At 66.0% G+C, this 13,293-nt stretch carries 9 protein-coding genes; 3 read left to right on the top strand and 6 right to left on the bottom strand.

The genetic code is table 11. From position 1 onward, the window contains the following. Positions 1 to 47 precede the first annotated feature (47 nt). From PV781_RS15600 to PV781_RS15575, 6 genes are all read right to left on the bottom strand, one after another. On the bottom strand, positions 48 to 929 hold the full coding sequence (locus tag PV781_RS15600) for a 3-hydroxybutyryl-CoA dehydrogenase (protein ID WP_274776557.1): 882 nt from the start codon (positions 927 to 929) through the stop codon (positions 48 to 50). A gap of 100 nt (positions 930 to 1,029) precedes the next feature. After that, the gene (locus PV781_RS15595; RefSeq protein WP_274776556.1) at positions 1,030 to 1,974 is read right to left on the bottom strand and encodes an electron transfer flavoprotein subunit alpha/FixB family protein; all 945 of its coding nucleotides are present in this window, start codon (positions 1,972 to 1,974) and stop codon (positions 1,030 to 1,032) included. Continuing rightward, positions 1,974 to 2,723, bottom strand: a complete 750-nt coding sequence (locus PV781_RS15590) for an electron transfer flavoprotein subunit beta/FixA family protein (protein ID WP_274776555.1) — start codon at positions 2,721 to 2,723, stop codon at positions 1,974 to 1,976. Before PV781_RS15590 ends, PV781_RS15595 begins: the two co-directional genes overlap by 1 nt. Before the next feature lie 188 nt (positions 2,724 to 2,911). Continuing rightward, positions 2,912 to 3,826, bottom strand: a complete 915-nt coding sequence (locus PV781_RS15585) for a class I SAM-dependent methyltransferase (RefSeq protein WP_274776554.1) — start codon at positions 3,824 to 3,826, stop codon at positions 2,912 to 2,914. An 83-nt stretch (positions 3,827 to 3,909) separates the two neighbouring features. After that, the gene (locus PV781_RS15580; RefSeq protein WP_274776553.1) at positions 3,910 to 5,418 is read right to left on the bottom strand and encodes an HlyD family type I secretion periplasmic adaptor subunit; all 1,509 of its coding nucleotides are present in this window, start codon (positions 5,416 to 5,418) and stop codon (positions 3,910 to 3,912) included. A 3-nt stretch (positions 5,419 to 5,421) separates the two neighbouring features. Further along, positions 5,422 to 7,194: a type I secretion system permease/ATPase gene (locus PV781_RS15575; RefSeq protein WP_274776552.1), complete on the bottom strand. Its 1,773-nt coding sequence runs from the start codon at positions 7,192 to 7,194 to the stop codon at positions 5,422 to 5,424. 305 nt (positions 7,195 to 7,499) lie between these two features. On the opposite strand from PV781_RS15575, the gene ppc reads away from it, so the two are divergent. The 3 genes from ppc (at position 7,500) to PV781_RS15560 (ending at position 13,285) form a co-directional block, all read left to right on the top strand. Continuing rightward, the gene (gene ppc, locus PV781_RS15570) at positions 7,500 to 10,286 is read left to right on the top strand and encodes a phosphoenolpyruvate carboxylase (protein WP_274776551.1); all 2,787 of its coding nucleotides are present in this window, start codon (positions 7,500 to 7,502) and stop codon (positions 10,284 to 10,286) included. Between the two features lie 245 nt (positions 10,287 to 10,531). Next, positions 10,532 to 11,824: an adenylosuccinate synthase gene (locus tag PV781_RS15565; protein WP_274776550.1), complete on the top strand. Its 1,293-nt coding sequence runs from the start codon at positions 10,532 to 10,534 to the stop codon at positions 11,822 to 11,824. A gap of 36 nt (positions 11,825 to 11,860) precedes the next feature. Continuing rightward, the gene (locus tag PV781_RS15560) at positions 11,861 to 13,285 is read left to right on the top strand and encodes a hypothetical protein (protein ID WP_274776549.1); all 1,425 of its coding nucleotides are present in this window, start codon (positions 11,861 to 11,863) and stop codon (positions 13,283 to 13,285) included. Positions 13,286 to 13,293 lie beyond the last annotated feature (8 nt).

Below are 13,293 nucleotides of genomic sequence, written 5' to 3'. Positions count from 1 at the left end.
ACCGCATCCGACACTTGCGCGGGGACGCCCGGCGTCCCCGCCGGCGCTCAGCGCGTGGGAACCGGCTTCTCGCCGCGATAGTCGTAGAAGCCGCGCTTGGTCTTCCGCCCGAGCCAACCGGCTTCCACGTATTTCACGAGAAGCGGGCAGGGGCGATACTTGCTGTCGGCGAGCCCCTCATGGAGCACCTGCATGATGGCCAGGCAGGTGTCGAGGCCGATGAAATCGGCCAGTTGCAGGGGGCCCATGGGATGGTTGGCGCCCAGCTTCATGGCGCGGTCGATGGCGTCCACGGAGCCGACGCCCTCATAGAGGGTGTAGATGGCCTCGTTGATCATCGGCAGCAGGATGCGGTTGACGATGAAGGCCGGGAAGTCCTCAGCCACCGCATAGGTCTTGTGCAGGCGGGTGACGAACTGCTTTGAGCTTTCGAACGTGTCATCGTCGGTGGCGATGCCGCGGACCAGTTCCACCAGCTCCATCAGCGGAACCGGGTTCATGAAATGGATGCCGATGAACCGCTCAGGCCGGTCGGTGGAGGCGGCGAGGCGGGTGATCGAGATGGACGAGGTGTTGCTGGCCACCAGCGCATCGGGCCGCAGAACCGGACAGACCGAGGCGAAGATCTTCCGCTTGGTCTCTTCCTTCTCGGTGGCGGACTCGATCACGAGATCGCATTCCGCCAGATCCTCAATGGCGGGCGCAGCGAGGATGCGGGCCAGGGCCGCCTGGCGCTCTTCCTCGGAGATGGTGGCCTTCGAGACCTGCTTTGCCATATTGCCGTTGATCGTGGCGAGGCCCGAGCGGATGCGGTCCGCATCGGCGTCGTGCAAGGCGACGTCGTAGCCGGCGATGGCGCAGACATGGGCGATGCCGTTGCCCATCTGCCCGGCACCAATGACACCCACCTTCTTGATCTCGAGCGGCATTTTGCTCTCGTCTTTCACTTGGTTGACGAGGCCGGACCGGGTGTCCGACCCCGTGGGGTCCCGGCCGGAGGGCCCGACCGGTTCCGTCAGTGCGGGCCCGTCAGCCCTTGGCCTTCTGCAACTCGGCCTTCAGCTCGGGCACCACGGCAAAGAGATCACCCACCAGGCCGTAATCGGCAACCTGGAAAATAGGCGCCTCCTCGTCCTTGTTGACGGCGACAATGACCTTGGAGTCCTTCATGCCGGCGAGATGCTGAATGGCGCCGGAGATGCCCAGCGCGACGTAAAGCTCGGGCGCGACCACCTTGCCGGTCTGGCCCACCTGCCAGTCGTTGGGCGCGTATCCGGCATCCACCGCCGCGCGGGACGCGCCGACCGCGGCGCCGAGAACGTCGGCCAGCGGCTCGATCACTTCCGCGAACTTCTCCTTCGAACCGACGGCGCGACCGCCGGACACGATGATGCGGGCAGCGGTGAGCTCGGGGCGGTCGGAGGCCGAGAGGCTCTCCTCCACGAAGGTGGACACGCCGGGATCGCCGGCCTTGGACACCGCCTCAATGGCGGCGGAGCCACCCTCGCCTGTGGCTGCGAACGAGGCCGTGCGCACGGTGATGACCTTCTTGGCATCGCCCGACTGCACCGTCTGCACGGCATTGCCGGCATAGATGGGACGCTCGAACGTATCGGGCGCGGCCACCTTGGTAATATCGGAGATCTGCATCACGTCCAGCAGCGCGGCGACGCGGGGCAGGACGTTCTTGGCCGCCGTGGTGGAGGGGCCGACGATGGCGTCATATCCACCGGCCAGCGAGACGATCAAGTCCGCATAGGGTTCGGCGAGGCGATGCGCGTAGGCGGCGTCATCCGCCACCAGCACCTTCTCGACGCCCGCCAGCTTGGCAGCCGCCTCGGCGACGGCGCCGGCATTCTGGCCGGCTACCAGCACATGGACCGGGCCCCCTAGAGCGGCGGCGGCGGTCAGGGCCTTGGCAGTGGCGCCGTTCAGGGTGGAATTGTCGTGTTCGGCGAGCAGCAACGTCGTCATCAGATCACCCCCGCCTCGTCCTTGAGCTTCGCCACCAGTTCAGCCACCGAGCCGACCTTCACGCCGGCCTTGCGGCCCGCGGGCTCGGCGGTCTTGAGCACCTTGAGGCGCGGCGTCACGTCAACGCCGTACGCCTCGGGGCTCTTCTCGTCGATGGGCTTCTTCTTCGCCTTCATGATGTTGGGCAGCGAAGCATAGCGCGGCTCGTTGAGGCGAAGGTCGGTGGTCACTATGGCCGGAAGGGTCAGCTTCACCGTCTGCAAGCCGCCGTCAATCTCGCGGGTCACAAGGGTCGCGCCGTCTTCGACGACCACCTTGGATGCAAACGTGCCCTGGCCCCAGCCCAGCAGGGCAGCGAGCATCTGGCCGGTCTGGTTGCAATCATCGTCGATGGCCTGCTTGCCCAGAATCACCAAGCCGGGCGCTTCTTCGCCCACGACGGCCTTGAGGATCTTGGCCACAGCCAGCGGCTCGGTGGTCACGTCGGTCTTCACCAGGATGCCGCGGTCCGCGCCCATGGCGAGAGCGGTACGCAGGGTCTCAGACGCCTGCGCGGGGCCGACCGACACAACCACCACCTCGGTGGCCTTTCCCGCCTCCTTGAGGCGCAGCGCCTCCTCGACGGCTATCTCGTCGAAGGGGTTCATGGACATCTTGACGTTGGCGAGCTCAACCCCCGTGCCGTCCGACTTGACGCGAACCTTCACGTTGTAATCGACGACACGCTTAACGGGGACGAGAATTTTCATTACCGCGCGCTCCCCCAGACCGACACTTGAAGTATGGCCGCGGGACAATGTCCCGCGTTTGACGCTGACGCAGCGGTGTCCGCAGCGCAGCATACCTTGGGGGCGGCAACGTAGGAGTGGCCTGGAAAGCTGTCAATGTCGAACGGAACCCCTGTGGCGACGCAACATCTGCGGCAAACCGCGCGCCCTCACGGCTTGCGCAGCAGCACGAAGAACTCCAGCGCATTGCGCAGGGTCGGGTAGATTTCGACGACATCGAGATCCACGAGCCCCAACGCCTTCAGCCCGGTCACGATCGCCTGGAAGCCGTCGGGCGTGAACTTCCAGCTGTGTACGTCCACATAGGCGGTCCTCGCCAGCCGGGCTTCTTCGACAATATGCGAAATGGCTGGCGGCGGGTCAGTCTCGATCAGCGGCCGGCCATGATCCCCGTTCCAGTGGCGGATCGGATCGCTGTGCGTGGTCAGAAGACGATGCTCCAGCACCTCCAAGGGCGTATGAAGCTTCCGGCCCTCGATATGGGCCGCAAGGACGTCCACCAGGCGGGTCTCCGGCAGGAAGTGATCGAAGCAGTACCGGTGGTCTGGAAGGATCAGGAAATAGCTGCCACCGGGCTCGAGCAGGCGCGAGACGCTCTGTAGATGGCCGACGAGGTCCGGCTGGTGCTCGGCGCAATGGCTGCTGAGGATGTGGCTGAAGGTGCGCTCTATCCCTGACAGGTCCCCCTGGGGATGGACGAAGTCGATAAACGGCGCTCCGGCGATAAAATCTGCGCCTTGCGCGGGATCGAAGGCTCCGGCAGCAACGAGGGTCTGCGCCCGCGCGATCAGTTGCTCGCGGTCCAGTACGTCGAAATAGAATACGTTACGGTCGTCCCTGCGCAGGCACGGATTGAGGAAGGGACCGATCTCAAGGACATCATCCCGGGGTGGGACGAGGGCGAGGAAGTCGCTCCGCTGACAAATCCGCGAAGCAACGCGACCCTCGGCCCGGCCATGGTCGACAAAATGGCGCAGGAGCGCCGCATCGTCGAAGGCCTGGAGATCCGCGTTCGCGTTGCGATAGATGGTTGGCTCGAAGGCGGGCGGGTGGATATCTGGCACGAGGGACGCCTCACCGTAATGGCCGGGCGACCCTCGCCGTCTTGTGCCGTTAAGTCAACGCAGCTCAATCCAGCAGGCTTGCGTCAACGTTCACGGAAAGACTTCAGCAGCGCGTCTGTCAGAGGCCGCGTCAGATAGCTCATCACGGTCCGCTCCCCGGTGGTGAACACCACTTCCGCCGGCATACCAGGGCGCAGGCGCGCCTTCATGTCGTCCGGCAAATCGGTGGAGTTCACCGCAACCACCGCCTGGTAATAGGGTTCGTGGGTGCTCTCGTTCACCAGCCGATCAGGCGATACCGTACGCAGTTCGCCGAGAATGAGTGGCGTGGTGCGGGAGTGGAAGGCCGGGAAACGCACCTCCACGCCGGTCACGCCATTGTGGAGGCGATCGATGTCGGTGGTGGGCACCTGGGCGTCTACGATGAGCTCGTCATTCTGCGGCACGATCTCAAGCATGGTGTCGCCCGGCCGCACCACGGCGCCAACCGTGTAGATCTTCTGGTTGATGTTCTGCACCACGCCGTCCCGCGGCGCGCGGATGTCAATGCGCTTCAGCACGTTCTGCGCAACGGAAAGCTTCTCGCGCAGGTCGGCGATCTTCTGGCGGGTGTCGGCGATCTGGGCGGCCACTTCTTCCTGCTGCTTTTGGCGCAGTTGCTGGATTTGGAGGCTCATCTCGCCGATATTGGTCTCCGCCTTGGCGGCATCGGCCATGTTGCGGCCGACCGTCCCTTCGAGCCGCGCCTTCTCCCGCTGCAACTGGGCAAGGCGGGGCTTCGAGACAAGGCCCTTGTCGTTGAGCGCGCGGATGCCGGCCAGCTCGTCATCGATGAAGTACAATTGCTGGTCGGCGGAATCCCGCTCACGGGCCAGGCCCTCCAGCTCGCGCTGCCCCTGGCGGATGCGGCTGTTGAGAATGTCGATCTGGCCGTCCATGGAAGCCTTGCGATCCCGGAACTGAGCCTGCTGGTCGGCAAGGGCGGCCTTCACCGTCGGCTCGCCGGCGCGGGAGAGCAGTTCGGGCGGGAAGGTGATGGCGCTGGCCTGGCCGCGCTCGGCCTCAAGGCGCGCCTCCATCGCCACCAGGGTGTCGAGCTGTGCGCGGACCGATTCGAAATTGGCGCGGGAGGTGGTGGAATCGAGCCGGAACAGGACTTGGCCCTGCTTCACCTCCTGGCCGTCCTTCACCAGGATTTCAGAGACGATGCCGCCCTCCAGGTGCTGCACCACCTGACGCTTGCTTTCCACCGAGACGACACCCGAAGCGATCACGGCGCTGTCGATGCTGGCCATGGCCGCCCAGCCGCCGCAGACGCCGAACGCACCGATGATCACGGCGTAGCCGATCAGGGCCACGCGCCGATAGTCGCTGGAGGGGACGGGCGCTTCCAACTCGGTGCCGGGGAGGCCAGCGATAGCCGACGCCGGGACTGGCAGGGGCCCCGACTTGGGTGCGGCCGCGACACTGGTGCCTTTTAGTGGCATGCGTTGCAGCAGCTGGATGCCGAGCACGGAACCGAGCAGGCGGCTCTTCAGGCGCAGCATGAAATCCTTCAGGCGGACAAAGCCCGTGTGGAGATGGTTCATCATGGCTCAGCCCTTCTTCGCGCCGGCATCGACCTTGGGCGGCTCGCCGGCGGGATCTCGCGGGCGGACCAGACGGGGGCCGAGCATCTTGGCCAGCACCTCGTCTCGCGGGCCGAAGCTGTGCACCGTGCCCTCGCTCATCAGCAGGATCAGGTCGCACAGTCCGAGGCTGTTGGTCTTGTGGGTGACGAGGACGACGGTGGATCCCCCCGCCTTGAGGGCCTGCACGGCCTGGGCAAGGGCCTGTTCGCCGGCGGCGTCGAGGCTGGCATTGGGTTCGTCCAGCACGATGAGCGCAGGGCGACCATAGACGGCGCGGGCAAGCGCGATCCGTTGGCGCTGACCGCCGGACAGGGAGGCGCCGCCGTCGCCGATCTCCGTATTGTAGCCTTGGGGCAGGCGCTGGATCATGTCATGGACGCCGGCCATCTGGGCGGCCTCCACCACCTTGGCCTCGTCCCTTGCGCCGAAGCGGGCAATGTTTTCCGCCACGGTTCCCGCGAACAGTTCCACGTCTTGCGGCAGGTAGCCGATGGAACGTCCCAGCTGCTCCGGATCCCAGTGGGTCAGGTCCGACCCGTCGAGGCGGATGGAGCCCGCGGATGTCGGCCAGACGCCGACGAGGGCGCGGGCGAGGGTGGACTTGCCTGCCGCGCTCGGCCCGATGATGCCGAGCGTGGTTCCCGCCGGCAGGGCGAAAGTCACGTCACGCAACACGGGCACCTCGCGGCCCGGGGCGGTGACGAACACATTCTCCACATGCACCACCCCGGTGGGGTCGGGCAGGCGCATGCGCTGTGGCTGGGGCGGGCTGAGGCGCAGCATCTCCTGGACCCGCCGATAGGCGGAGCGCATGGAAACGATGCCCTTCCAGTTGCCGATGGCCATCTCGATGGGCTGGATGGCGCGGCCGACCACGATGGAAGCGGCGATCATCATGCCGGGCGTGATCTCGCGGTTGATGGCGAGATAGGCCCCAAGCCCGAGCACCAGGCTTTGCATGAACATGCGGTTGAACTTGGTGGCGGCCACCAGGAATGCGGCACGGTCGGAGGCAAGGCCCTGCCAGCCCAGCGCCTGGGCCCGGTGCGCCAGCCACCGCTCGCGCAATTGGCGCACCATGCCCATCGCCTGGAGCACCTCGGCATTGCGGAACGTGGTCACCGCCTGGTTGTTGGCGTTGATATTGGCCTTGGTGGCGCGATCAAGGATCGGACGGTTCACGCGGTCATTGGCCACTGCGAGCACGCCGGAAATGATGCAGCTGACCACCGCGAGGATGCCATACCAGGGGTGGAGCAAGGTCGCAAAGGCGATGTAGATCGGCACCCAGGGCACGTCGCACAGCGACACGAGGCCGGCGCCGGTGAAAAAGTCGCGCACCGTGTCCACGTCGCGGAGCGCCTGGACGTGGTTCGCGGACGGGCGGCGCAAGGAGGCGCGCTGCACCGCGTCAAACGCATGTTCCTTGATGCTCTCGTCGAACTTGACCCCGGCGCGGACGAGCAACTGCGTGCGCAACGCCTCAAGGCCGGCCGAGATCATATAGAGGAAGGCGATGATGAGGGTCAGGACGATCAGCGTCTGGATGTTCCGGCTGGCCAGAACCCGATCATAGACCTGCATCATGTAGATGGAGCCGGAGAGGCCCAGCAGGTTGATGAAGAAGCTGAACGCAATCACGCTCCACATGGCCGGCTTGGCGGCCTGCAGGGCGAGGTCGAGGGCGGTCGGCGCAAGGCTGGGTGTCGGACGCGCTGTGGAATGCGTCTGGGTCATGAATCACCGGTTTCGATGCCGCCCCCCGCGAGGCGCCGAAGATAAGTTCCAGCAACGGTTTTGACGTTAAAACCGCTGCCGCGCAAGGACGCTCGGAGAGATGAGCGAACTTTAATGAAGCGAACTCCTAATGACCTTGGCTTGCTTCAAACTTACGACGCTCGCCCTGCTTGCCCGCCGTTTCCTCAGGCGCCAGGCCCGCAGAGGCCGCCCTTGGCGTCGCGTTGGGTGCATGTGCTCTTCGCGGCTGCGAAAAAACGTGTCTAAACTGCCGTCCTTAGACGAAAGCAGGGGGGAGTGCTGGCATGTCGAGCGCCGTGTGGGCCGTGGTGGGGGACAGCGAGGAAGACGGCAGCGAGAAGGACCGGCCCCTTCGGGACGACATCCGCCTCCTCGGCCGCCTGCTCGGCGATACCGTGCGCGCCCAGGAGGGAGAGCCCGTTTATCACCTGGTGGAGATTATCCGGCGCACTTCCATCCGCTTCCACCGCGACGCGGACGAGGGGGCCCGACAGGAGTTGGAAACCATCCTCGGCCAGCTCTCGCCTGAGGTGGCGGTCCAGATCGTGCGCGCTTTTTCCTATTTCTCGCACCTTGCCAATATCGCCGAGGACCAGCACCACATTCGGCGCAACCGGGCCCATGCCATTGCCGGTTCCGCTCCCCGTCGCGGTACCCTCTCCAACGCACTGTCGAAAGCCGTGGACGCCGGTCTCACCGCCTCCGACCTGAAGGATTTCTTCGCCGGCGCCCTGGTGAGCCCTGTCCTGACCGCCCATCCCACTGAAGTGCGGCGCAAGAGTACCCTGAACCGGGAAATGGAAATCTCGGACCTTTTGGACCGCCGGGAGCAGGTGTCCGCCACGCCCGAAGAGCGCGAGCTCGAGGAAGAGACCTTGCGGCGGGCGGTTCTTACGCTCTGGCAGACCGCACTTCTGCGCCGGATCAAGCTGACGGTCATCGACGAAGTGGTGAACGGCCTTTCCTATTACGATTATACCTTCCTGCAAGAAGTGCCGCGTCTCTTCTGCACCATCGAGGACCAGCTGGCGAAAGTTGACCCGAAGGCCGCAGAGGCCGAGGTGCCCTCCTTCCTGCGCATCGGCAGCTGGATTGGGGGCGACCGTGACGGCAATCCCTTCGTGACCGCCAGCGTGCTGCGCGAAACGGTGGCGCTCCAGCGGGATCGGGTGCTGCGCTTCTATGAAGAGCAGGTAGAGGCGCTGGCCGGCGAACTCTCTCTCGCTGGACGCCTGGTTAAGGTCTCGCCGGGCCTTGTGTCGCTGATGGACGCGTCTCCGGACCGCAGTCTCACCCGTCGGGAGGAGCCCTATCGGCTCGCTTTGTCCCTCGTCGCCGCGCGTCTTCGCGCCACGTCCGCCCAGCTGAAGGGGATCTCAGCCCCGACCGACGTGGCGCCGTACCCGACCGCTTCTGCTTTCAAGGCCGATCTCGACCTGATCCACCACTCCCTGGTGCAGAATGGTTCGCGCATCCTGGCCCGCGGCCGCCTGCGCCACCTCAGGCGGGCGGCGGATTGTTTCGGCTTCCACCTGACCAGTCTCGACCTGCGCCAGAATTCCGACGTGCATGAGCGCACGGTCGCAGAGCTGCTTGAGAAGGTGGCGCCCGGCACCGGCTATCTCGCCCTCGACGAAGCCGCCCGGATCACCCTGCTGACCCGCGAACTGGCGAATGCCCGGCCGCTGACCTCGCCCTATCTGGGCTATGGGGAGGAAACCCAGTCGGAGCTGGATATCCTGCGCACGGCTGCCGACGCCCATGCGCGCCTCGGGCCAGCCGTGATCCCCAATGCCATCATCTCAAAGGCCGAAGGGGTGTCCGACCTTCTTGAGCTTGCGTTGCTGCTGAAGGAGGTGGGCCTCGTGCGGGCCGATGGCACAAGCGACATCAACATCATCCCCCTCTTCGAGACCATCGAGGACCTGCGCGCCTGCGCCGAGGTGATGGATCGCTTGTTCTCCATTCCCGCCTATCGGGCACTGGTCGACAGCCGCGGGGGCGTCCAGGAGGTGATGCTGGGCTATTCCGACAGCAACAAGGATGGCGGCTTCGTCACCTCGGGCTGGGAATTGTACAAGGCCGAGATCGGGCTCATCGATGTGTTTCGCCGCCACGGTATCAAGCTGCGCCTGTTCCATGGGCGCGGCGGCTCGGTGGGACGCGGCGGCGGGCCGAGCTACGACGCCATCCTGGCTCAGCCCGGCGGCGCCGTGAACGGTCAGATCCGCGTGACCGAGCAGGGCGAGATCATCGCCTCCAAGTATTCGACCCCCGACGTGGGGCGCCGGAACCTGGAAATCCTGGTGGCGGCGACGCTGGAGGCGAGCCTCCTCCAGCCGAAGGAAAACGCGCCCCGGGCCGACTTCCTCACCACCATGGAGGAGCTGTCCCAGACCGCCTTCGCCGCCTACCGCAACCTCGTCTATGAGACCGAGGGCTTTGAGGACTATTTCTGGTCCTCCACCGTGATCAACGAGATCGCCACCCTGAACATCGGCTCCCGCCCGGCCTCGCGGAAGAAAACCCGCTCCATCAACGCCCTGCGCGCCATCCCCTGGGTGTTCAGCTGGGCCCAGTGCCGGCTGATGCTGCCGGGCTGGTACGGGTTCGGCGCGGCCATCGAGGCCTATGTGGCCGCCCATCCGCAAGACGGGCTCGACCAGTTGCGGGCCATGTACCGCGACTGGCCCTTCTTCCGCACCTTGCTGTCAAACATGGACATGGTGCTGTCGAAGAGTTCCCTTGCGGTGGCCTCCCGCTATGCCGAGCTGGTGGAGGACGAGGACCTGCGGGAGCGCATCTTCGGCCGTATCAACGCCGAGTATCAGAGCACCATCTCACACCTCCTGGCCATTACCGGTCAGGCCAAGCTGCTGGAGGGCAATCCCCTCCTGAGCCGTTCCATCCGGAACCGCTTTCCCTATCTGGATCCGCTGAACCACGTCCAGATCCAGCTCCTCAAGCTGCATCGGCGCAACGAGGCGGCCGAGGTGCCGGATGAGAATGTGCTGCACGGGATCCAGCTGACCATCAATGGCATTTCCGCGGGCTTGCGGAACAGCGGCTGATGTTTCTGCACAGAGGGGAAGGCGTCCTCGGGAGGCGGCGCCCCTTGGAACCGCTGCGTTCCCGGCAAAGGACCACCTTGATTTGAGCGTGGCGGACGCCCCGCGGTGAGAGGCAAGCACATGCGGCGCCTTGCTTCCGGGACGCCGATCCCTTAAGAGGCACAGGGACGCCCCGGTCCAAAGCCGGGGCTTTGCTTTGTTCGCGCCTCCTTTTCGGGAGGGCGCTTCGCGGAGGACCCCACACCGTGACCAACGTGGTCGTGGTCGGCTCGCAATGGGGCGACGAAGGTAAGGGCAAGATCGTCGACTGGCTCTCGGAGCAGGCCGACGTGGTCGTTCGATTCCAGGGTGGGCACAATGCCGGCCACACCCTGGTGGTGGACGGCGTGACCTATAAACTCTCCCTCTTGCCCTCCGGCGTCGTACGCTCGGGCAAGCTGTCGGTGATCGGCAACGGCGTCGTGCTGGATCCGCAGGCCCTTGTGGCCGAGCTGGAGCGGCTGGCGGCGCAGGGTGTTGTGGTTGGCCCGGAGCGTCTGCGCATTGCCGAGACAACCCCTCTCATCCTGCCGCTGCATCGCGAACTGGATGCCCTGCGCGAGAATGCCAATGCCGGCACGCGCATCGGCACCACGCGCCGTGGCATCGGCCCCGCCTATGAGGACAAGGTCGGCCGTCGCGCCATCCGCCTCGTGGATCTTGCGGACACCGCGTCCCTGCCGGCCAAGGTCGAGCGGCTGCTGAGCCACCACAATCTTCTGCGGCGTGGCCTCGGCCTGCCGGAGGTGGATGCGGGCGCGCTCATTGCCGAGCTCGAAGAGGTGGCTCCGAAGGTCCTGCCCTTCATGGACCGGGTGTGGGACCTGCTGGACCGCGCCCGCCGCGAGGGCAAGAAGATCCTGTTCGAGGGTGCGCAGGGCGCGCTTCTCGATATCGACCACGGCACCTATCCCTATGTGACGTCCTCCAACACGGTGGCGTCCTCGGCGGCGAGTGGGTCGGGTGTCGGCCCGGGCTCGCTCGACTACGTGCTGGGCATCACCAAGGCCTATACGACGCGCGTCGGCGAAGGTCCCTTCCCCACCGAGCTCACCGACGAGGTTGGACAGGCGCTGGGAACGCGGGGGCGTGAATTCGGCGTCGTCACCGGTCGTCCGCGTCGCTGCGGCTGGTTCGATGCGGTCCTGGTGCGCCAGACCGTGCGCACCTGCGGCATTCACGGCATCGCCCTGACCAAGCTCGACGTGCTCGACGGGTTTGAAGAGATCAAGGTGTGCGTTGGCTACATGCTGGATGGCGAGGAGATCGATTATCTCCCCGCCGAGAGCGGCGCCCAGGCGCGGGCCACGCCCATCTACGAGACCATCCCGGGCTGGAAGGAGTCCACGGCTGGCGCGCGCTCCTGGGCGGACCTGCCCGCCGAGGCGGTCAAGTATGTGCGCTGGATCGAGGAACTGATCGGCTGCCCGGTGGCGGTGCTTTCCACGAGCCCGGAAAGAAACGACACGATCCTGGTTCAAAATCCGTTCCAGGCCTAATCTCAATCCTGCGGACAGGGACCAAGCTCGCGACCGATGGCTGACTATTATCCGCTCCTGGTTCGCGCGATCTCCGGTTTGAGCCAGAACACGGCCGAGACCCGGAAGATCGTATTCGACCGCGCGCGGGCAGCCCTGCTCAAGCAATTGCGCAGCGTCGAGCCCCCCTTGCCCGAGGGCGAGATCGGCCGCGAGCGGCAGTCGCTGGAAGACGCGATCCGGCGCATCGCGGCCGAATACCCCGAGCCTCCTGCGGTGGCTGAGCCGACCGTCCGGCCCACTGCGCCGGCCGGCGCCGGGGCTTCCGTGCCGGCATCGACAGAGGCGCCCCCGCCTCCAGCGCCGTCCAAGCCTGCCCCTGCCTCTGAACCCGTGGGGCCAGAGGCGGGCAAGGTCGCAATGGAGAGCGAGGCGCCTGCTTCGAGCGGAGCGACCTCAGACCCCGCCCCAGACGTGTCCGAGGCCGCTGATGATGCGCCGGAGACGCCGGCCGCCAGCGACGATGAAAAGACCCTGACGGACCGCCGGCCGATCCTCGGCAAGGCGCCCGTCGCGGCCAAGACCGCGCGGCCCCGGCTTCCGGCAGAGAAGCAGGCGTCCGGATCCCCGCGCTGGACCCGCAGCCTTCTCATCACGATCCTGGTGGCCATTCTGGTCGTCGGTGCTGTGTTTGCGGCCGTGGAGCGCGAGCGTTTGATGGCGCTGGTTTCCGGCGCGCCTGCTCAGGCCCCGGCGCCGGCCCCGGCGCCCGCTGAGCCGGCCAAGGCTGCCGAGCAGCCCAAGTCCAATGACCGGATCGCGCAGGCTTCGGGCGATGCCAATAAGCGTGCGGTGCCCCCGCCGATGCGTCCGGTGAATGCGGCCGCCCAGCGCGCCGTGCTCTTCGAAGAGACCACCGGCGCTTCGCAGGGCCTGCAATCCTACGAAGGCACGGTCACCTGGAAAACCGAGACCTATAATGCCGGGCCGGGCCTTCCCCCGGACATCGGCATTCGCGGCGACATCCAGATTCCCGAGCGGCGGATTTCCATCAGCTTCACGCTCCGTCGCAACCTGGACCAGGCCCTGCCAGCCTCCCATACCATCGAGATCGGTTTCGGCCTGCCTCCCGATTTTGCCTATGGCGGCATCAGCAACGTTCCGGGCATCCGCATGAAGCAGACCGAGAGTGCCCAAGGTGCCCCCCTCGCCGGCCTCTCCGTGCGCGTCAATCCCACTTATTTCCTGGTGGGCCTGTCCGCCGTGCCCACCGACAAGCAGCGCAACATCCAGCTGTTGCAGACGCGTCCCTGGATCGATGTGCCGGTGGTCTATACCAACAACAAGCGGGGCATCATCGCGTTCGAGAAGGGGCCGACCGGCGACCAGGCGTTCCAGGACGCGTTCGCGGCCTGGGGCGAGCTGATCGCAACCACCCCGCCGCCCATGAGCCCCATTCCGGATGCCGCGCCGGCCCGCTGAGGCCAGTG

The organism is Aquabacter sediminis, assembly GCF_028863665.1.
Lineage (GTDB): Bacteria > Pseudomonadota > Alphaproteobacteria > Rhizobiales > Xanthobacteraceae > L1I39.
Note: the sequence above shows the minus strand (reverse complement) of the source record. Positions and strands in the feature narration are given on the sequence as shown.